The sequence below is a fragment of the Acidovorax sp. JG5 genome, assembly GCF_017939685.1.
GTDB lineage: Bacteria > Pseudomonadota > Gammaproteobacteria > Burkholderiales > Burkholderiaceae_C > Acidovorax.
In genome coordinates this window covers 76,662-97,075 of record NZ_JAGKSE010000001.1, presented here as the reverse complement: position 1 = coordinate 97,075, position 20,414 = coordinate 76,662, and the positions used below count along the sequence as shown (strand labels likewise).

20 protein-coding genes are annotated in these 20,414 nt (G+C 66.0%); 14 read left to right on the top strand and 6 right to left on the bottom strand.

The window, feature by feature from the left end; genetic code table 11:
* Positions 1–57 precede the first annotated feature (57 nt).
* Together J8G26_RS00455 and J8G26_RS00450 are read left to right on the top strand one after the other, a co-directional pair.
* Positions 58–1,053 carry an ABC transporter ATP-binding protein gene (locus J8G26_RS00455; RefSeq protein ID WP_210567788.1) on the top strand — a complete coding sequence of 332 codons (996 nt, stop codon included), beginning with the start codon at positions 58–60 and terminating at the stop codon, positions 1,051–1,053.
* Between the two features lie 33 nt (positions 1,054–1,086).
* Positions 1,087–2,271: an amidase gene (locus J8G26_RS00450; RefSeq protein WP_210567529.1), complete on the top strand. Its 1,185-nt coding sequence runs from the start codon at positions 1,087–1,089 to the stop codon at positions 2,269–2,271.
* 26 nt (positions 2,272–2,297) lie between these two features.
* Here the strand turns inward: J8G26_RS00450 and J8G26_RS00445 are convergent, their stop codons facing one another.
* Positions 2,298–2,831 (bottom strand): ureidoglycolate lyase, encoded by a 534-nt coding sequence (locus J8G26_RS00445; RefSeq protein ID WP_087747977.1) that lies wholly within the window; start codon positions 2,829–2,831, stop codon positions 2,298–2,300.
* A gap of 252 nt (positions 2,832–3,083) precedes the next feature.
* Here J8G26_RS00445 and J8G26_RS00440 point away from each other — a divergent pair, with 252 nt between their 5' ends.
* From J8G26_RS00440 to J8G26_RS00430, 3 genes are all read left to right on the top strand, one after another.
* Positions 3,084–5,408 (top strand): NADP-dependent malic enzyme, encoded by a 2,325-nt coding sequence (locus tag J8G26_RS00440; protein WP_210567528.1) that lies wholly within the window; start codon positions 3,084–3,086, stop codon positions 5,406–5,408.
* 155 nt (positions 5,409–5,563) lie between these two features.
* The gene (locus J8G26_RS00435) at positions 5,564–5,971 is read left to right on the top strand and encodes a ribonuclease (protein ID WP_087747975.1); all 408 of its coding nucleotides are present in this window, start codon (positions 5,564–5,566) and stop codon (positions 5,969–5,971) included.
* 137 nt (positions 5,972–6,108) lie between these two features.
* Positions 6,109–6,534, top strand: coding sequence for a barstar family protein (locus tag J8G26_RS00430; RefSeq protein ID WP_210567527.1), 426 nt, complete (start codon positions 6,109–6,111; stop codon positions 6,532–6,534).
* Between the two features lie 390 nt (positions 6,535–6,924).
* Here the strand turns inward: J8G26_RS00430 and hprK are convergent, their stop codons facing one another.
* From hprK to raiA, 3 genes are all read right to left on the bottom strand, one after another.
* Positions 6,925–7,881, bottom strand: coding sequence for an HPr(Ser) kinase/phosphatase (gene hprK / locus J8G26_RS00420; protein WP_210567526.1), 957 nt, complete (start codon positions 7,879–7,881; stop codon positions 6,925–6,927).
* A 28-nt stretch (positions 7,882–7,909) separates the two neighbouring features.
* Positions 7,910–8,377, bottom strand: a complete 468-nt coding sequence (locus J8G26_RS00415; protein ID WP_087747973.1) for a PTS sugar transporter subunit IIA — start codon at positions 8,375–8,377, stop codon at positions 7,910–7,912.
* 113 nt (positions 8,378–8,490) lie between these two features.
* On the bottom strand, positions 8,491–8,823 hold the full coding sequence (raiA, locus tag J8G26_RS00410; RefSeq protein WP_087747972.1) for a ribosome-associated translation inhibitor RaiA: 333 nt from the start codon (positions 8,821–8,823) through the stop codon (positions 8,491–8,493).
* Between the two features lie 439 nt (positions 8,824–9,262).
* Here raiA and J8G26_RS00405 point away from each other — a divergent pair, with 439 nt between their 5' ends.
* The gene (locus tag J8G26_RS00405; protein WP_087747971.1) at positions 9,263–10,183 is read left to right on the top strand and encodes a phosphoribosylaminoimidazolesuccinocarboxamide synthase; all 921 of its coding nucleotides are present in this window, start codon (positions 9,263–9,265) and stop codon (positions 10,181–10,183) included.
* A gap of 75 nt (positions 10,184–10,258) precedes the next feature.
* On the opposite strand, the gene trxA is transcribed toward J8G26_RS00405, so the two are convergent.
* On the bottom strand, positions 10,259–11,167 hold the full coding sequence (gene trxA / locus J8G26_RS00400; protein ID WP_210567525.1) for a thioredoxin: 909 nt from the start codon (positions 11,165–11,167) through the stop codon (positions 10,259–10,261).
* 157 nt (positions 11,168–11,324) lie between these two features.
* Here trxA and purE point away from each other — a divergent pair, with 157 nt between their 5' ends.
* From purE to J8G26_RS00380, 4 genes are all read left to right on the top strand, one after another.
* Complete coding sequence (purE, locus tag J8G26_RS00395) at positions 11,325–11,819, top strand: 5-(carboxyamino)imidazole ribonucleotide mutase (protein ID WP_086913670.1); 495 nt, start codon at positions 11,325–11,327, stop codon at positions 11,817–11,819.
* Positions 11,816–12,991 (top strand): 5-(carboxyamino)imidazole ribonucleotide synthase, encoded by a 1,176-nt coding sequence (locus J8G26_RS00390; protein ID WP_210567524.1) that lies wholly within the window; start codon positions 11,816–11,818, stop codon positions 12,989–12,991. Before purE ends, J8G26_RS00390 begins: the two co-directional genes overlap by 4 nt.
* A gap of 2 nt (positions 12,992–12,993) precedes the next feature.
* A complete protein-coding gene (locus tag J8G26_RS00385; RefSeq protein WP_210567523.1) occupies positions 12,994–14,010 on the top strand; it encodes an L-threonylcarbamoyladenylate synthase in 1,017 nt (338 codons plus the stop codon).
* 62 nt (positions 14,011–14,072) lie between these two features.
* Positions 14,073–15,026, top strand: coding sequence for an SGNH/GDSL hydrolase family protein (locus tag J8G26_RS00380; RefSeq protein WP_210567522.1), 954 nt, complete (start codon positions 14,073–14,075; stop codon positions 15,024–15,026).
* Positions 15,027–15,240: 214 nt separating this feature from the next.
* Here J8G26_RS00380 and dacB read toward each other — a convergent pair whose 3' ends face one another.
* Positions 15,241–16,695, bottom strand: coding sequence for a D-alanyl-D-alanine carboxypeptidase/D-alanyl-D-alanine-endopeptidase (gene dacB, locus J8G26_RS00375; protein ID WP_246881180.1), 1,455 nt, complete (start codon positions 16,693–16,695; stop codon positions 15,241–15,243).
* Between the two features lie 102 nt (positions 16,696–16,797).
* On the opposite strand from dacB, the gene tsaB reads away from it, so the two are divergent.
* From tsaB to corA, 4 genes are all read left to right on the top strand, one after another.
* On the top strand, positions 16,798–17,523 hold the full coding sequence (tsaB, locus tag J8G26_RS00370) for a tRNA (adenosine(37)-N6)-threonylcarbamoyltransferase complex dimerization subunit type 1 TsaB (protein ID WP_210567521.1): 726 nt from the start codon (positions 16,798–16,800) through the stop codon (positions 17,521–17,523).
* 15 nt (positions 17,524–17,538) lie between these two features.
* Positions 17,539–18,018, top strand: a complete 480-nt coding sequence (rimI, locus tag J8G26_RS00365; protein ID WP_210567520.1) for a ribosomal protein S18-alanine N-acetyltransferase — start codon at positions 17,539–17,541, stop codon at positions 18,016–18,018.
* Positions 18,019–18,073: 55 nt separating this feature from the next.
* A complete protein-coding gene (locus J8G26_RS00360; RefSeq protein ID WP_210567519.1) occupies positions 18,074–18,859 on the top strand; it encodes a uracil-DNA glycosylase family protein in 786 nt (261 codons plus the stop codon).
* 211 nt (positions 18,860–19,070) lie between these two features.
* Complete coding sequence (gene corA / locus J8G26_RS00355; RefSeq protein ID WP_087747965.1) at positions 19,071–20,057, top strand: magnesium/cobalt transporter CorA; 987 nt, start codon at positions 19,071–19,073, stop codon at positions 20,055–20,057.
* The last annotated feature ends 357 nt before the right edge of the window (positions 20,058–20,414 follow it).

The window sequence follows — 20,414 nt, the reverse complement described above, 5'->3', positions numbered from 1 at the left end:
CACTCCGTTGCGCATTGGAGCACGCCCATGAATATCTCCCAACCTTCTACTGAACCTATGGTGGTGCTGCGCGACCTGAGCGTGACATTCACCGGTGCACGCAAACCCGTGCAGGCCGTCAGCGGCGTGAGCCTGCAGGTGCAGCGCGGAGAAGTCGTGGCGCTGATTGGCGAGTCGGGTTCAGGCAAGAGCGTCACGTTGCGCACGCTGCTGCGCCTGCACCCCGAGCGGCGCACCCGCATCGGCGGCGAGGTGCGCGTGGACGGACAAGACCTGCTGGCCCTGTCGGGGCGGCAATTGGCCGACTACCGGGGCAAGGTCACGTCCATGATTTTCCAGGAGCCTTTGCTGGCGCTGGACCCGGTGTATACCGTGGGTGCGCAGATCGTGGAATCCATCAGTCGCCACGAGGGCGTCACGGCGGCGGAGGCTCAACGGCGTGCGCTGGCCTTGTTCGAACGCGTGCGCATTCCCAGCCCCGCGCGGCGCCTGCAGGCCTACCCGCATGAAATGTCGGGTGGCATGCGCCAGCGCGCCATGATCGCTCTGGCGCTGGCCTGCCGCCCCCAGTTGTTGCTGGCCGACGAACCCACCACGGCGCTGGATGCCACGGTGCAGATCCAGATCCTGCTGCTACTGCGTGAGTTGCAGCGCGACCTGGGCCTGTCGGTGATTTTTGTCACCCATGACATCGGTGCGGCGGTGGAGGTGGCGGACCGCATTGCGGTGATGTACGCCGGCCGCATCGTTGAAGAGGGCACGGCTCGCGACCTGATCCGCAACCCGCGCCACCCGTACACAATCGCCTTGCTCAAGAGCCGCGCCCATGGCGCCATGGCGCGCGGTACGCCCCTGGAGACCATTGCGGGCGCACCGCCCGATCTGTCGGTGCTGCCACCTGGTTGTGCCTTTGCCGAGCGCTGCAGCCTGGCCACCGACGCATGCCGCGCACAGCAACCGCCGGTGATCGAGATAGCTTCTGGTCATCGTGCGCGCTGCCTGCGCACCGATGCGGTAGTGGCCACGGCTCCGGTATGCGTGTCCACCCCTTGACGGTTTTTACAGCTGGCCTTGCGCCCCACTACCATGCCTCTGCACGACCCTGCCCACGCGTTTGTTCCCTATCCCGATGTACCGGTGCCCCATGCTGGCACGGGGCCCTTGGCCGGGCTGAGTTTTGGTGTCAAAGACCTGTTCGATGTGGCGGGCTACCCTACAGGCGGTGGCAACCCCTTGGTGCTGGCCCTGTCGGGCACCAAAGTCCGTACCGCACCCACCGTGCAAAAGCTGCTGGACGCCGGCGCGCGCCTGGCAGGAAAAACGGTGACCGATGAGCTGGCGTTTTCCATGAACGGCAATAACGCCCACTTTGGGGCGCCCCTCAACGGGGCCGCGCCAGAGCGCATCACGGGCGGTTCGTCCTCGGGGTCGGCCTCGGCGGTATCGTCGGGCCTGTGTGACTTTGCGCTGGGCACCGATACCGGTGGCTCAGTGCGGGCCCCGGCCAACCACTGCGGCCTGTTTGGGCTGCGTCCCACGCACGGCCGCGTGAGCCTGGCAGGCGCACTGGACTTGGCGCCCAGCCTGGACACCTGTGGCTGGTTTGCCCGCGAGGCCCAGACTTTTGCCCGAGTGGCTGACGTGCTGCTGGGCGCCGACCCGCAACCCTTGTCCGCCCAAGTGCGCCTGTTGTGGCCGGCCGACGTGTGGGCGCTGCTCGACCCCGCCGTGCGTGCGGCGCTGGATGGCGCCGTGCAGCAAGTGCAGTCGTTGCTGGGTACCGCGCAGCCGGTGGACGCCGTGCTCGAGTCGTTGGATGCCCTGTATTGGAACTTTCGCTACATCCAGGGGCGCGAGGCCTGGATGACCGACGGCCCGTTGATTGAACGCTATGCACCCCCGCTGGGTCCGGGCGTGGCCGAACGCTTTGCCTGGTCGCGGGCGGTTACGGATGAACAGGTGGTCACCGCCCGCGCATTTCGTGCCCGCTACCAGCGTCATCTGGGCCAGTTGCTGGGCCATGACGGTGTGCTGGTCATGCCCAGCATGCCCGATATTGCCCCCCTGCGCAGCGCCCCGGAGAGCAGCCTGGAGGACTATCGCAACAGTGCGATCCAGATGCTGTGCATCGCCGGACTGACAGGGTTTCCACAGGTGTCGATGCCGCTGGCGCAGCGCGATGGTGCCCCGCTGGGCCTGTCGCTGCTGGGGCCAGCCGGTTCTGACCGGTCGCTGATTGCGCTGGCGGAACGCATCGCGGCGCGCGGCTGAGGTCTGCGACGGTTGCCACCTGCCCGTCAAACGGCCAAGGAGACTTCTACGGCGGTGGGAAGTGCGCACAGCACGCAATCCACCACAGGGGCGGCACGCTCGATCACCACAAAGTCGCCGGCATCCAGTGCCAGCAGGGCATGGTGCCAGGTCCCGGGTGCCAGCGTGACGCCTTGCGTTCCATCCGTCACAAAGGCCTCCAGTGCTGTCACATCGGGGGGCGCGCCCGCAGCCGCCACCACCATGACAAAGCGCTTCGCCCCCAGTGGCACAAAGGTCTGGCTACCCAGTTGGTGGCATTCCATCTCGTGCAATACCAGCGGAAACGACCGGGTCTGGGCACTAAACAGCGCCAGCTGGGCTCGGCCACCCGCAGCGTCCAGCTGCAGGTCGTCCACCAGGTCAAACCGCCGTGCCGTGCCGGCATTGATGGGTCGGGCGGCGTCCACGCGAGAGGGTGCCTGCAGCACTGTGCCAAAGCGTTGGAAATCTTCGGGGGTCAGAGGACGCGCCACCAGCGACGAGGCCGTGAGCGCTATGGAAGAGGGCGATGAAGGCATGCAGCGTTGGGTAGCAAGAATCGCACCGGTTATCTGTCCGGTAAGTCCTTTTGGTCAGCCCCGCCAAAACGGCGGACCACGGGAGGTCATTCCATGCATGGCGATCACAAGCGTTTGGACCAGGCAAGCACAGCGACATATCAGGGTTTTCACGGGACGAGGTCCTACAATGCACCTCCCCTCACAAGCTGACGGTCCGCCCCCAGCAGATCCACCGCGGACCCGGCACTTTCTGAAAGCTGGAGACGCTTGATGCCCGAGAACACCACGGCCGACAACAACGCCACCCCCCTTCCCGACAAGCGCGCCTTGCTGCGCAAGGCGGCGCTCGAATACCACGAGTTTCCCAAGCCCGGCAAGATTGCCATTGCCGCGACCAAGCAGATGGTCAACCAGCACGATTTGGCGCTGGCCTATTCGCCCGGTGTGGCCGCACCGTGCGAAGAAATCGTCAAAGACCCCAACGCCGCCTTCAAATACACCAGCCGGGGCAACCTGGTGGGCGTGGTGACCAACGGCACCGCCGTGCTGGGCCTGGGCGACATCGGTCCCCTGGCCGGCAAGCCGGTGATGGAAGGCAAGGCGGTTCTGTTCAAGAAGTTCTCGGGCATCGATGTGTTTGACATCGAAATCAATGAGAAAGACCCCGAGAAGCTGGTCGAAATCATTGCCAGCCTGGAGCCCACCTTCGGCGGCATCAACCTCGAAGACATCAAGGCGCCCGATTGCTTCTACATCGAGCGCAAGCTGCGCGAACGCATGAAGATCCCGGTCTTCCATGACGACCAGCACGGCACGGCCATCACCGTGGGCGCGGCCATCCTGAACGGCCTTAAGGTGGCGGGCAAGGACCCGAAAAAGATCAAGCTCGTGACCTCGGGCGCGGGCGCTGCGGCGCTGGCCTGCCTGGGCCTGCTGGTCAAGCTGGGCATTCCGCGCGAGAACATCTGGGTGACCGACCTGGCGGGCGTGGTCTATGAAGGCCGCACCGAGCTGATGGACGAGGACAAAATCCAGTTCGCGCAAAAGACTTCGGCGCGCACGCTGGGCGAGGTGATCGCGGATGCCGATGTGTTCCTGGGCCTGTCGGCCGGCGGCGTGCTCAAGAAGGACATGGTGGCCAAAATGGCCGCGCGCCCGCTGATTTTTGCCCTGGCCAACCCCAACCCCGAAATCCAGCCCGAAGACGTGAAGGCCGTGCGCGATGACGCCATCATGGCCACGGGCCGCTCGGACTATCCGAACCAGGTCAACAACGTCCTGTGCTTCCCCTACATTTTTCGGGGCGCACTGGACAGCGGCGCGACCACCATCACGATGGAGATGGAAATCGCCGCCGTGCACGCCATCGCCGAGCTGGCCCAGGCCGAACAGAGCGAAGTGGTGGCGGCGGCCTATGTGGGTGAGCCGCTGGCGTTTGGCCCCGAATACCTGATCCCCAAGCCGTTCGATCCGCGCTTGATGATGATGATTGCGCCGGCCGTGGCGCAGGCCGCGGCCGACAGTGGCGTGGCGCTGCGCCCCATCGCCGACATGGACGCCTACCGCGACCATCTGCAGACCTTCGTGTATGCCTCGGGCACCACCATGAAGCCCATTTTCACCGCCGCCAAGGCCGCCACCAAAAAGCGCGTGGCCTATGCCGAGGGTGAGGAAGAGCGCGTGCTGCGCGCCGCGCAGATCGTGGTGGACGAGAAGATCGCGCGCCCCACGCTGATCGGCCGCCCGGCCATCATTGCGCAGCGCATCGAGAAGTTTGGCCTGCGCCTGAAGGAGGGACAGGACTACGACATCGTTAACGTCGAGCAAGACCATCGCTACCGCGATTTCTGGCAGACCTACCACCGCATGACCGAGCGCAAGGGCGTGACCGCCCCGATCGCCAAGATCGAAATGCGCCGGCGCCTGTCGCTGATTGGCGCCATGCTGCTGCACAAGGGCGAGGTGGATGGCCTGATCGCGGGCACCTGGGGCCACACGGCGCACCACCTGAACTACATCGATCAGGTGATCGGCAAGCGCCCCGGCGTGAACACCTTTGCCTGCATGAATGGCCTGCTGCTGCCCGACCGCCAGGTGTTTCTGGTGGACACCCACGTCAACTACGACCCCACGGCCGAGCAGCTGACGGAAATCACCATGATGGCAGCCGAGGAAATGCTGCGCTTTGGCATCAAGCCCAAGGCGGCCCTGCTGTCGCACTCCAACTATGGCTCCAGCGACCAGCCCAGTGCCGTGAAGATGCGCCAGACGCTGGAGCTGCTGCGCGTGCAGGCGCCCTGGCTCGACGTGGACGGCGAGATGCATGGCGATGTGGCCCTGGACGGCAAGGCGCGCGCCGCGCTCATGCCCCACAGTAGCCTCACGGGCGATGCCAACCTGCTGGTGCTGCCCAACATTGATGCGGCCAACATTTCCTACAATCTGCTCAAGACGGCAGCCGGCGGCAACATCGCCATTGGCCCGGTGCTGCTGGGGGCCGCGCAGCCGGTGCATATCCTGACGCCCAGCACCACCGTGCGGCGCATTGTCAATATGACAGCCATCACCGTGGCCGACGCCAGCGCAGCACGATAAGCCTTCCCCACATAGCGTGCACTAACTCAGGTGCACATGCAAAACCCATGGCGCCTGCCCAATCTTTGTGCAGGCGCTTGCTTTTTAGGGGGCTTTCAGCGACACTAGCCCGTTGAAATTTCGGGTTAACCCGTAGTTTCTGAAAGGTGTCGTTGATGCTCAAGGCTGTAGCCGCCCAGGTGCGAAAAGCAGGGGTTTTGTGTGTTGTGGGTGTTGCGTTGGTCCTGGGCCCAGGTGCCGGACACGCCCGAAAACCCCCGTCTACCGAGGGTTCCATTGCTTCCATCGCTGTGGCAGAGCTGCCCCCCCAGGGGCGTTCGACCTATGCGCTGATCCACGATGGCGGCCCTTTTCCGTACGACAAGGACGGAACGGTTTTTGGCAATCGTGAACGGATATTGCCGGCCCAGCAGCGCGGCTATTACCGGGAATACACCGTCAAGACCCCCGGCGCGCGCAATCGAGGCGCCCGGCGCATTGTGTGTGGCGGCAAGTCCCGGGTGCCGGACGCCTGCTATTACACCAGCGACCACTACGCCAGTTTTCGCAAGATTGTCGAATGATGTCCGATGGATTGTCCGCCCGCGCCAGCCCGGGCAGCGGGTAGCGAGCCGCCTTGTTTTTCCGACCCGAAACGCGCATCCTGCGGTTTTGCGGTCAGCCAGAAGTTTTTGGACCTTATAAAGAAAGAGCAACGGAGATGCAGACGCCCCTTCGTAAAGACCATGAAACGCCACTGCGTGGCGTGCGCACCAACATCGTGCAGTCCATTCGCGCCTTCCGCGTGCAGGATCTGCAAGATGCCGCAGCCTCCCTCGGTCACCATTTTTTGTATGCCAACCTGGCCCACGCCCAGTCCAAACAGGATGTGCTGGACCTGATTGCCGCGCAGTTCACCTTTCCGTCGCATTTCGGCAAGAATTTCGACGCGCTCTACGACTGCATGACCGATCCCCTGCACAAGTCGGGGCCGCAACCGGGCTTCATCGTGGTGCTTGAGCAGATTCCGGCCACAGGCAAGTTCGACAAGGAAGCACGCGAGCAGCTGCTGGACAGCTTCCGCGATGCGGCAGACTTCTGGGGCGACCGCAAGATTCCGTTCCGCTGTTTCTATTCTTTTCTGTAGCCCGTTCTGCAACCACCAGCCAAGCAGAACGGGCGAACGAGGCTAAGGAAACGACCGCTGTCCATGGCATCGCCATCGACCCCGAAACCGCCGAGAAGATGCCCACCGATAAACTGGTCGACATTTCGCCCCTGGCGCTGCGCATGAGCAGCCCGTTCAACGCGGGCTACTGGTTGACAGCGGCCTGAATTCGGTGCATCCCCCTGAGCGGCTTTGCCGCCTCCCCCTTCTCTCGAATTGCTGCGCAATTCTGGAAGGTGGACACCGCCAGCGCAGCGGGGCGGCCCTGGCGCGGCGGCCGCAAGCCTGGTCGCAACGGGCTCAAAGGGCTGCGGGCAGCGCGCCCACATAGATTTGGAACGGGTCGCCGAGCCTTTTCCGACCTGCGGATCAGCCCCCGCTATCGCGCTCCATGGCGCGGCGGTGCCGCTCCACGAATTCCTGGTAGGTGTCGATGCCGCGCAACTGCAAGATGGTGTTGCGCACGGCGGCTTCCACCAGCACGGCTATGTTGCGCCCCGCCACCACCTGGATCACGACTTTGAGCACTGGCACACCCAGCACGTCCTGGGTCAGGGGCTCGTAGGGCAGGCGCTCGTATTCGCGCTCCAGCGTCTCTTTGCGCACCAGATGCACGATGAGCTTGAGGCGCATCTTGCGGCGTACGGCGGTTTCGCCAAAGATGGCGCGGATATCGAGCAGGCCGATGCCGCGCACCTCCAGCAGGTTCTGCAGCAATTCCGGGCATTTGCCCTCGATGGTGGTCTGGTTGATGCGAAACAGATCGACCGCGTCGTCGGCCACCAGGCCATTGCCGCGCGAGATCAGCTCCAGCCCCAGCTCGCTCTTGCCCAGGCCGGATTCACCCGTGATCAAGACCCCCAGGCCCAGAATGTCCATGAACACACCATGCATCGTGGTGCGGTCGGCAAAGTGCTTGGACAGGTAAGCCCGCAGCACGTCGATGACGAACGCCGACGACTCTTGCGTGGAGAACATCGGAATCTGCGCCCGCTCGCACATGGACAGCAGCGCATCCGGTGCCATCTGCCCATCGGCCAGCACCAGCACTGGCGGCTCCAGCGTGACGATGCGCGCAATGCGACGCTGGCAGTCGTCGGGGGTGGCGTTGGTGAGATATGCAATTTCGCGCTCGCCCAGAATCTGCACACGGTAGGGGTGGACGTAGTTGAGGTAGCCGACGAGATCGGCGCCCGATCGTGCCGCGCGCACCGCCACCTCATCAAAGCGCCGCTCGGAGGCGCCAAGGCCCGCCAGCCACTCCCATTTCAGGGTGCCGCGGAATTCCTCGAACAGAACATCAGCGCTTACGACATTGGGCTTCAAAACAGTCCCGCCAAAGCAAAGGAGAAAATCAGGCGGCTTGGGTGGACTGCCATCCGGCAATCGTGCCGTGCAGCACCGTGGCGTCGTCACAGGCCTTGAGCTTCTCGCGCAGCGCAGAGTCGCTCAGCAACTCAGCGATTTCCGAGAGGATTTCCAGGTGCTTCTGGGTCGCGGCTTCGGGCACCAGCAGAAAGATCAGCAAACCGACTGGCATTTCATCGGGTGCGTCGAAACCAATTGGCTGCGCCAGTTGGAAAACCGCTGCCATCGGCGCCTTGAGCCCCTTGATGCGGCCATGCGGAATGGCCACGCCATGCCCCAGACCGGTGGAGCCCAGGCGCTCACGCGCAAACAGGCTGTCGGTGATCAACGCCCGCGAAAGACCGTGCTGGCTCTCAAACAGGAGACCCGCTTCTTCGAAAGCACGCTTTTTGCTGGTGGCGTCAACGCTTACGCGCACTTGAGCGGAAGGAAGGATGGAGGCGAGTCGATTCATGGTGAGGGAAACAATTATGCACACATTGGCAAAAACCCTGATGGAAAGGCGCAGCGCACAAAAAAACCGCCCCGGGGGGCGGCTGCGGCCGGCAGGTGGCACACCTGCATGGCTTACGCGAGCATTTCGCGTTTGGATGCGTCGTGGTGCTCCTGGATACGGTCTTTGTGGCGCACGACCTGACGATCCATCTTGTCCACGAGTTCATCCACGGCTGCGTACAGATCGAAGTGGGAGCTTTCTGCAAACAGATCGCTTCCCTTGACGTGAATATTGCATTCCGCTCGCTGCCGCTTCTCCTTTTCTTTCTGTTTCTCTACTGTCAGCAGTACCTTGACGTCGACAACCTGGTCGAAATGGCGCGTGATCCGGTCCAGCTTGGTGGTGACGTAGTTGCGCAAGGCTGGGGTAACTTCGAGATGGTGACCGCTGATCGTCAGGTTCATAAAAAGTCTCCTGTGGCACTCTGTGACAAAAATGCCGCCCTGATCCAAAGAGCGGCCCGGCTAACTCGACTACGTCCGTTGACGCGAAATCACTATGCGCCCGCCCCAGGCCAAAAGCAATCCCATACCGCGCCTGGCGGATGGGTTATGCAGCCGAAGGTGCTGCCACCGCGAAAAGCGCGCACAATGGGCAGGCTTTGGGCAACCCCCTCATGCACCCTTTCCCCTGCACGGCACGTCAACCAGCCTGGCGCCTGCATTGCAAGGCGCCACGTGCCATGCCAGGGCATGGCGCAACTGCCACCCGCCGCCGAAGGCACCTCCACGGTCCATCGCCGCGTAAAATCGCCCGGTTCGAAGCAGCCTCTGCCCGCTCACACTACTTGCCATTTTTCTGGCGCAGATCCGTCTCCACGCTCCGCAAGCCCGCACCATCACCATGACCCAGTCCAGCACTTCTGCCCTGCATACCTCTGCCCTGACCTCGCTGCCCCTGCTGGCACGCGGCAAGGTGCGCGACAACTACGCCGTGGGCACCGATCGCATCCTGATGGTGGCCAGCGACCGCCTGTCGGCGTTTGACGTCATCATGGGCGAGCCCATTCCCGGCAAGGGCGAGCTGCTCACCAAAATGGCGCTGTTCTGGTTCGACAAGCTCGGCCACATCTGCCCCAACCACCTGACGGGCGACGACCCCGAAAGCGTGGTGAGCCCCGCCGAGGCGGCGCAGGTCCGTGGCCGATCGATGCTGGTGCAGCGCCTGCAGCCCATTGCGGTCGAAGCCGTGGTGCGCGGCTACCTGGCCGGCAGCGGCTGGAAGGAATACCAAGCGTCGCAGTCGGTCTGCGGCGTGCCGCTGCCCGCCGGCCTGACCAACGCCGCCAAGCTGCCCGAGCCCATCTACACGCCCGCTGCCAAAGCCGCCGCCGGCGAGCACGATGAGAACATCACCTTTGAGCGCACGGTGGAAATGATCGGCCTGGAGCTGGCCACGAAAATCCGCGACCTGAGCATCGCCATCTACCAGGCGGCCGCCGAGATTGCCCTGACAAAAGGCATGATCATTGCCGACACCAAGTTCGAGTTCGGTCTGGCCCCTGATGGCACGCTGGTGCTGATGGACGAAGTGCTCACCCCCGACAGCTCCCGCTACTGGCCCGTGGAAGGCTATGCTGAGGCCCTGGCCAAGGGCGAAAACCCGCCTAGCTACGACAAGCAGTTCGTGCGCGACTGGCTGGAGCAGGCCCAGGTCAACGGCAAGCCCTGGGACAAGACGCCGCCTTCGCCCCGCCTGCCGCAGGCCGTGATCGAAAAGACCGCCGCCAAGTACCGCGAGGCGCTGGAGCGGCTGACGGGCTGAAGCGCCCGCGCGAGATCGCGCCCCCAAAACAAAAGGCCCGTGCAGGGCCTTTTGTGTTTCCGGACCCAACCCCGCTCAGCTGAGCACGACACTGGAAAGCCGCCGCCGGTACGTGGCCACCACCGGGTCTTCGGGCGGAATCTGGCCTTCGGCCACCTTCACCTTGGGCGGCTCGATGATTTCCAGGATGGCCACATAGGTCTTGCGGGCCGCCTCTTCGCTCCAGGCTTTGTCGCGCATGAGGATTTCCAAGAGCTCGTCCATGGCCTCGGTCCAGCGCTGCTGCGCCATGAGCCAGCGGGCGCGGGCGAAGCGCGTGTCGAAATCGCGCTTGTTAGCGGCAATCTTGGCATCAAATTCGGCTCCAGCGCTTTCTCCATAAGCGCCAGTAGCTACAAAATCTAGAGCATCCATCCAGCTTTTCAGTGCCCCAAGCTTGCGCGCGGTGGCGGCCTTGGCGATCACGGGGGCAAAGGCCACCTTGGCGTCGTCCTCGCGGCCCAGTTGCAGCAGCAGCTTGACGTAATCGAAGCGCGCATCGTCGTTGGAGGGGTCGGTCACCACGGCGTGCTGCAACTTTTCCAGCGCGGTATCCGTATCGCCTTCGGCCAATGCGTCCAGCGCCTCTTCTTCCTGGGCTTCTGCCGCGACGGCTTCGGCGGTGGGCACATGCTTGTCGAGGAACGCGCGCACCTGGCCCTCGGGCAAGGCGCCCGTGAAGCCGTCCACGGGCTGGCCGTTCATCAGCAGCACGCAGGTGGGGATGCTGCGGATGCCGAACATGCCGGCGATCTGCTGCTCCTGGTCCGAATCGATCTTGACCAGCTTGAAGCGGCCCGCGTATTCGGTCTCCAACTTTTCAAGGATGGGGCCCAGCGACTTGCAGGGGCCGCACCAGGGGGCCCAGAAGTCCACCAGCACGGGCACGTTCATCGAGGCGGCAACCACCTCGGCTTCAAAGTTCTCTACGGTGACGTCAATCATGATGGTGTGGGCCCCAGGGGCCTGTGAAGCGGTTTGCGCGCTATTTTGGCCCATCGAAACGGCCCCACGCCAGGAAGGGAAGCGCAAAAAGTAAAATCGCGGGTTCCACCTACCGCGGTGCAGCGGGCCAAGCCCGCCACCCAGCACCTCCAACACCATGAAACCCATCCAGATCGGCGTGGTCATGGGTTCCAGCAGCGACTGGGACACCATGCAGCATGCAGTGCAGATTCTTGAACAGTTCGGCATCGCCCACGAGGCCCGCGTGGTGTCGGCCCACCGCATGCCCGACGACATGTTTGCCTACGCCGAGGCCGCCGCCGGCCGGGGCCTGAAAGCCATCATCGCCGGGGCCGGCGGCGCCGCCCACCTGCCCGGCATGATCGCCGCCAAGACGCCTGTGCCCGTGCTGGGCGTGCCGGTGGCCAGCCGCCACCTGCAGGGCGTGGATTCGCTGCACAGCATTGTGCAAATGCCCAAGGGCATTCCCGTGGCCACATTTGCCATTGGCACCGCGGGCGCTGCCAACGCGGCCTTGTTTGCCGTGGCCCTGCTGGCCAACGAAAGCCCCGAACTGCGCCAGCGCCTGGAGGCCTTCCGCGCCGAGCAGACCGAGGTGGCCCGCAACATGACCCTGCCGCCCGCCGCATGAGCGCCGACAACACTTTGGCACCGCTGCTGCCTGGCGCCACGCTGGGTGTTCTGGGCGGCGGCCAGCTGGGCCGCATGTTCGTGCACCAGGCGCAGGCCATGGGCTACTTCACCGCCGTGCTCGACGCCGACCCCACCAGCCCGGCCGGGCTGGTGAGCCACCACCATATCCAGACGGGTTACGACGACCCGCAGGGCCTGGCCGAGCTGGCCCGCCTGTCGGATGCGGTGACCACCGAATTCGAGAACGTGCCCGCCGCCGCGCTGGCCACGCTCGCAGCCCAGCGCCCGGTGTCGCCCGCCGCCAGCGCCGTGGCCGTGGCGCAGGACCGTGCCCGCGAGAAGGCGCACTTTGTGGCCTGCGGAGTGCCTTGCGCGCCGTATGCGGTGATCGAAACGGCGGAGCAGCTCGCCGCGACCTCCCCGGATCTACTGCCCGGCATTTTGAAAACCGCCCGCATGGGCTACGACGGCAAGGGCCAGGTGCGCGTCAAAACCGCCGCCGAGCTGGCCGCCGCCTGGGCTTCGGTCGGCCAGGTGCCCTGCGTGCTGGAGAAGATGCTGCCGCTGGCGCTGGAATGCTCGGTGATTGTGGCGCGCGGTGCCGATGGCGCCATGGTGCACCTGCCCGTGCAGCGCAACCTGCACCGTGACGGCATTCTGGCCGTGACCGAGGTGTATGAAGGAAATCTGCCTCTAGCGCTTGCTGTACAAGCGGTAGCAGCTGCGAAATCGGTAGCAGAAGGCCTGCAGTATGTGGGCGTGCTCTGCGTGGAGTTCTTCGTGCTGCAGGACGGCAGCCTGGTGGTCAACGAAATCGCCCCGCGCCCGCACAACAGCGGCCACTGCAGCCAGAACGCCTGCGACGTGTCGCAGTTTGAGCTGCAGGTGCGCACCATGGCCCGCCTGCCGCTGACGCAGCCGCGCCAGCACAGCCCCGCCGTCATGCTCAACCTGCTGGGCGACCTGTGGTTTGCCCACGGCGATGCGGCGCAGACGCCCCCCTGGGCCGCCGTGCTGGCCCTGCTGGGCACGCACCTGCACCTGTACGGCAAGCGCGAGGCCAAGCGCGGCCGCAAGATGGGGCACCTCAATGTCACCGGCCCCACGCCGGAAGCCGCCCGCGCCACGGCCCTGCAGGCGGCGGCCTTGCTGGGCATCGCAGCGTTCTGACCATGATCCTGGACGGCACCCGGCCCGAATCCATCGCCGCCGCCGCGCGGGCCGTGCGCAGCGGCGCGCTGCTGGGCCTGCCCACCGAAACCGTCTATGGTCTGGCGGCCGACGCCAGCAGCGATGCGGCCGTGGCGCAGATCTTTGCCGCCAAGGGCCGGCCCAGCGACCATCCGCTGATCGTGCATGTGGCCGATGCCTCGGGCATCGCCCACTTCGCCAGCGAGGTGCCCGGCTTTGCGCAAAAGCTGGTCGATGCCTTCTGGCCCGGCCCGCTCACCCTGATCCTGCCGCGCCGGCCCGGCGTGGCCACCGCCGCTACCGGCGGCCAGGACAGCGTGGGCCTGCGCTGCCCGGCCCACCCGGTGGCCCACGCGCTGCTGGTGGCCTGCGCCGCACCCGGCGACGGTGCAGCGCAAGGCGGCCTGCCCGTGTGGGGCGTGGCCGCGCCCAGCGCCAACCGCTTTGGCCGCGTGAGCCCCACCACCGCCCGGCATGTGCAAGACGAGCTGGGGGCCGAGCTGCTGGTACTTGACGGCGGGCCCTGCGCCGTGGGCATTGAAAGCACCATCGTGGACTGCACGCGCGGCGTGCCCGTGCTGCTGCGCCCGGGCGCTATCACGCGCTCGCAGATTGCGGTGGCCTGCGGCATGGCCCCGCTATCGAAAGAAGAGCTTCCCGCGCTTACCCCGCGTGCTTCAGGCACGCTGGAGGCCCACTATGCCCCCGCCGCCAAGGTGCGCCTGATGGACGCCAAGGCCCTGCAGACCGCGCTGGACCTGCTGGGCGCCGACGCCGCCCACATCGCCGTCTATGCCCGCAGCGCACTGCGCACGCGCTCGTCCCGGCTGGTCATGCGCCGCATGCCCGACGACGCCACCGCCACCGCGCAACAGCTTTTTGCCGTGCTGCGCAGCTTTGACGACCAGGCCGTGAAACTGATCTGGATCGAGACCCCGCCCGCCACCCCCGCATGGGAAGGCGTGCGCGACCGGCTGCAACGCGCTGCTGCAGCCTGAACCTGCTTTACAGGCCTGGGTTTTGCGCCGCTAAACTAACCCCCACTTTTCTGGAGAAATACATGGCAACAAATTGGATGCGCCGCACCGTGATGGTCGCCGCATGTGCGTCGGCAGCGTTGCTCGCGGCCTGTGGTTCGAGCACCATCGAGTCGGCACTCACGCCCGACCGCTTCATTGCCTTTGGCGATGCCTTCAGCGATGTGGGACAAAATGGCTCGCGCTACACCGTCAACGATGGCTCCATCAATAACTGGACGCAGCAACTGGCGTCGCGCTACGGCAAGACGATCACGCCGGTGGCCTCGGGCGGCCTGAGCTATGCCACGGGCAATGCGCGCGTCACGGCCAAGCCCGATGTGGCTGGCGATACCTCCACCCTCACCGTCACCGAACAGATCGACCGTTTTCTGGCGGGCGGCAGCTTCACTGCCAACGATGTGGTGTTCGTCAACGCCGGGACCAGCGACGTGATTGCGGGCGTGGCGGCCGTGCGCGCCGGCACACTCTCTCAAGACGACATGTTGGCAGAGGCCCGCAAGGCCGGCCAGGAACTGGCAACGCAGGTGCGCCGCCTTGTCACGGCGGGAGCCAAGCAAGTGGTGGTGATCGGCCCCTACGACATGAGCAAGTCAGTCTGGGCCGCCGCCATCAACGAGGCGACCTTGCTCCAGAAGGCCAGCACCAGTTTCAACACCGGCCTGTCGGTAGGCATCGTCGATCTGGGCGCGAATGTGCTCTCTATCGATGCTGCCTACTACGTGAACCTGTTCACCAACTCCCCCGGCTCCTACGGGTTTGACAACGCCACCGCGGCGGTGTGCACCTCGGTGGATGCGGGCAACGGCATTGGCATCGGCACCGGCCAGGTCAACTCGGCCTTGTGCACTGCTGCCACCTTGCTCCCCAGTGCCAACCAGAACAAATATGTGTTTGCCGACGCGGTCTATCTGACGCCCTCGGCCCACCGCCAGCTGGGCGACTACGCGTACGACCGCCTGCGGGCCCGCTGGTAAGCCGCCCGGGGCACCAGCCACAAGCCGACCTCTTGGGGTCGGCTTTTTTCATGCGTGCAGCGTGCGCTGCCTATTCCAGCGCCACGCCATAAGTCAGCCAATCAGCCAGCCAAGAAGCCAGCCACAGCGCCACGCCCTGCGTGAAGGTGCTGTACATGCATCCGTGAGATGCCGCTGACGCTGCGCCGCGCCACGGTGTGTTGCGCATCCGGGGCTACTGATCGCGCGCGGTCCAGTCCACCAGCGCATCGAGCACCGGCCGCGCGGCGCCTGCCTGCGGGTGGTTGACGATGGCCACCAGCACGTAGCGGCGGCCGCTGGCGGCGTGCACATAGCCCGCAACCGCCATCACGTCGCGCAGGCTGCCGGTCTTGAGGTGGGCGGCGCCCGCGCGGCTTTGGCTGCGGCGCAGCGTGCCGTCCACGCCGGCAATCGGCAGCGAGGCCACCAGCTCGGGCATCACCGGCGACTGCCAGGCCCGCTGCAGCATGCGCGCCAGGGCCTGTGCGCTGATGCGTGCCTCGCGGCTCAGGCCGGCGCCGTTATCAGGGGCAGGCGGCTCGGCATCGCCCAGGCGGGCCTGCCACCACTGGCGCAATGCAGCGCGCGCGCCATCGAACGTGGCCACGCCGTTCTGGCGCAACGCCAGTGTGAGAAACAGCTGCTGCGCCATCACGTTGTTGCTGTATTTGTTCACATCGCGCACCACCTCGGCCAGCGCGGGCGATGTGGCGCTGAAGGCCGGCTGGAGCCGCGCAGGCACCGCGCCATCGCGCACGGTGCCCGTGAGCTTGCCGCCCAGCTCGCGCCACAAGCCCTCCACCGCGCGGGCCGCAAACCCCTTGGGATCAGGAAACGCCGCCGCCCACACGCGCTCGCCACAGCGGGCCGGATAGACGCCCTGGAACGCGGCGCGCGCCGGGTCTGACAGCTCGGCCCGCACGGCGGCGCGCCAATCGCCACATTCAGCGCCGGGCGCCGCCAGCGGCACCGTGGCCTGGCGCTGCACGCCGGCGAGCGGCGGGTCGTACTGGATGCGCGCCAGCCCGGCGGCGGCATCGGGCACAAAGGTCATGACCACTGCGTTGTAGTTCAGCAGCAAGGCATCGGGCGCCGCGTTGTAGGGGCGCAGCGGCTCGCCGTCGAAGCGGGCGGCATCATGCTCGGGCACGTCAAAGGCGCTGCGGTCCAGCACGATGTCACCCACGATGGTGTGGATGCCCTGGCCCTGCAGGCGGCGCAGCAGCAGCCACAGGCGCTCCATCACCAGCTTGGGATCGCCCTGCCCCTGGATATAGACGTTGCCCTTCAGGCTGCCGCCTTGCACCTGGCCATCCACATACACGGGCGTGTTCCAGGTGTAGGCGGGGCCGAGCAGGTCGAGCGCCGCATAGGTGGTCACGAGCTTCATGACCGAGGCGGGGTTCATGGCCACCTGCGCCTGGTGCGCCAGCCGCGCAGCCTGGCGACCGCCCTGGGCATCCACCACCAGCACCGACAAAGCATCCCGGGGCAGGCGGGCGCGCACCAGCGCCGCCTCCACCTCGGCGGGCAGCGGCCCTGTTGCCTGCGCCCGGGCAGCCCCCGCCACGGTGAGCAGGCCCACCAACCCACAGAAAAACCACCAGCGCAAGGCTGCTGCGCGGCAGCCGACAGAGACACACATCATCGGCCAAGTCTATCGCCGGGCGAATGGCGCAGATCGGCGCATCCGGCAACGCACCGGCGTGCCCCTGATAATTGCAACCCGCACCCAGACCTACCCGGCCCCATGAACCTGCTTGCTTTTGATACCAGCACTGACACTCTCTCCATCGCCGTGCAGGCCGCAGATGCCGTGTGGCAACACACCGGGCCGGGTGGCGCGCAGGCCTCGGCCACGCTGATTCCCGCCATCAGCGCGCTGCTGGCGCAGGCGGGGCTGTCTTTCGCCACGCTGGACACCATTGTGTTTGGCCGTGGGCCGGGGTCGTTCACCGGCCTGCGCACGGCCTGCGCGGTGGCCCAGGGGCTGGCCTTTGGTGCACGCGGCGGCGCGGGCGTGCCGGTGCTGCCAGTGGACACCCTGCTTGCCGTGGCCGAGGAAGCCCGCCACCAGCATGGCTGCACCCAGGTGGTGGCCGCGCTGGACGCGCGCATGGACGAGGTGTATGTGGCGCACTGCGAATGGCTGCCAGCCCATGGCGGCGCTGCCGGCCACTGGCGCACCGATGGCGACTTTGGCCTGTGCGCCCCCGAGGCCGTGCAGGTGCCCGCGGGCTGGACACTGGCGGGCAACGCCCGCGCCGCCTACGCCGAGCGCCTGGCCCCCGGCGCCCTGCACGCCAGCGCGCTGCCCACCGCCACGGCCCTGCTGCGCCTGGCGCCCGCTTTGCTCGCGGCCGGCGGCGCGGTGCCGGCCAGCGAAGCTCTGCCCCGCTACATCCGCGATAAAGTGGCATACACCGCTGCAGAGCGGGCTGCGATGCGTGCCGCCCAGGCCGCACAAGCCACCTAAGCCCCCACAGACACCATGAGTGCCGTCTTCTCGCCCCCCGCCAACGCCCCCGAGGCACGCTTTGAGCCGCTCACGCTGGCGAGGCTGGACGACGTGCTGGACGTGGAGTACCGCGCCTATTCCCACCCCTGGACGCGCGGCAATTTCACCGACGCCATGGCCTCGGGCTACCAAGCCCAGCTGCTCATGGCGGGCGACCGTTTGCTGGGTTACTTCGTGGCCATGATGGGGGTGGACGAGGTGCATCTGCTCAACATCACCGTGGCCCCGGCCTACCAAAAACAGGGCTGGGCCCGCGTGCTGCTGGACGCCCTGGCGCTGTGGTCGCGCGGGCGCGGCGCCCAATGGCTGTGGCTGGAAGTGCGCGTAAGCAACGAGCGCGCCCTGCATGTTTACCAGGCCCACGGTTTTCGCCGCGTGGGCGAGCGCAAGCGCTACTACCCGGCTCCCGCAGGCCAGCGCGAGGACGCCGTGGTCATGAGCCTGCCGCTGTGAGTCCACCACTGCCCACCATGAACCTCTTTGCACCTGCCCTTGTGAGCCCACCGCTATGAGCCTTCACCTCGATGCGCGCCAGCGCGCCATGTTGCAAGAGATGGGCGTCACCGTCTGGGCGTCAGCCGAAGCGCCGGTGCCCGCAGTGTCCCCCGTGGCCGACAAGGTACGCGGCCAGCGGGCGGCAGCCGGCCCCGCAGCGCCCCCCGCGCCAGTGGCTGCGGCAGACACCCGCACCGAGCCGGCACCCCGCCCCGTGCGGGAACGTGCAGCACCTCCCGGCACCGCTGCTGCAGCCGTGCCACCGGCACCGCAGGGCGGCAGCGCGGCACCTGCGTTGATCCTGCATGCGGCCAAGGCGCTGTATCCCATGGCCGATCCCGCACAGACACCTGCCGAGCTGGGCGCCGGCTGGCTGGTGGTTGCCGAAAGCCTCTCACCCACCGAGCCGCTGGCGGGCGAAGCCGGCCGCCTGCTCGACAACATGCTGCGGGCCATGCGGCTGCACCGCCACCCCCGCGTTTATCTGGCAGCGCTGGAGCGCCCCCAGCCCGGCAGCACCGCCCAAGCCATCGAGATCGCCCCCGCATTGAACGACATGGTGACCACACTGCGCCCCGCCATGGTGCTGGTGCTCGGCCATGTGGCGGCCCGGGCGGCCCTGGCGCGCACCGAACCCCTGGGCCGCCTGCGCGCCGAGCTGCACCAGCTGGCGGGCTGCCCGGCCATCGTCACCTACGACCCCGCCTTCTTGTTGCGCGCGCAGGGCAACAAGGCCGCCGCCTGGGCCGATCTGTGCCGTGCGCTAGCGCTGGTGCACGCTGCCGCCGCACGCGCGTAGATCGTGAACACGTTCTTGAAACCCACTTTTCCCGCCGGCCCGCGTCACACGGGCGCCATTAACGCAGTGCCATAATCCGCAGCCTGAACTTTGACGGAGAAACCCCGTGGAAACCTACCCGAGTTGGTAGCTTTCAGCTCCCCGGCCTGCCGTGGGGGATGAAAGCACCCCCAAGCCCCACTGCAGATGCCACCTACCAAGGGAGTGAGCCATGCTCAATATCTTTTCGCTCGCCAATGGCCGGCTGTTCCAGGAAGAAATCGAATCCCTGGAAGAACTCACCCGCTTCCAGCCCATCTGGGTTGATCTGGAAAACCCCACGCTCGAAGAAAAGCGCTGGATCAAGCAGCACTACGGCCTGTCCATCCCCGAAGACGCGATGGACGAGGACATCGAGGAATCCGCCCGCTTCTACGAAGAAGACAACGGCGACCTGCACATCCGCAGCGACTTTCTCATTGACGACAACGAGCAGCCACGCTCGGTGCGCGTGGCCTTCATCCTGAACCTGACCAACCCCGACCTGAAAAGCAAGGGCGTTCTGTTCTCGATCCACGACGAAGACGTGCCCGTGTTCCGCCTGCTGCGTATGCGCGCACGCCGCGCGCCGGGCCTGATCGAGGACGCCAAGGAAGTGCTGCTGGCGCTGTTCGACGCCGACGCCGAGTATTCCGCCGACACGCTGGAAAACATCTACGACGAGCTGGAGAAGGTGAGCAAGCAGGTGCTGGCCGGCGACGTGACCGACAGCCGCGCCGGCGAAGTGCTGGCCGCCATCGCCCGCCAGGAAGACTTGAACGGCCGCATCCGCCGCAACGTGATGGACACGCGCCGCGCCGTCAGCTTCATGATGCGCAGCAAGATGCTCAATTCCGATCAGTTCGAGGAGGCCCGCCAGATCCTGCGCGACATCGAGTCACTGGACAACCACACGGCCTTCCTGTTCGACAAGATCAACTTCTTGATGGATGCCACGGTCGGCTTCATCAACATCAACCAGAACAAGATCATCAAGATCTTCTCGGTGGCCAGCGTGGCGCTGCTGCCGCCCACGCTGATCGCCAGTGTGTACGGCATGAACTTCCAGTACATGCCCGAACTGGCCAAGGAGTGGGGCTACCCCTATGCGCTGCTGCTGATGCTGGCCAGCGCACTGGGCCCCATGTGGTATTTCCGCAAGCGCGGTTGGTTGAAGTAGCCCCCCTGTGGCGCTGCGCGCCTCGGTGCAGCCGCCAGAGGCGGCAGCTCTTCGGGGTCGTCCAAGCCTGCGCAGGCAGGCTTGGAGCCGCGGCCTCTCAGCCCCCCGAGGGGGGGCGCCTCCAGCGGCCCGGCAAAGCCGGTTCCGCGGTGGCGCTGGCCTTGGGGCGCGCCAGTTGCAGCCAATGGTCGAATTGCCTGATTGGCGACATGTCTCAGACCCCGTTCGCCCTGAGCTTGTCGAAGGGCTGCCCCAGTACGCGCCCTGGCTTTGACAGGCTCAGCCCGAACGGATGGTGCAGGCATCTGAGATATGTCGCTCTCAGGCGAATTGGCCGCTAGCGCTTACCAGTAATGC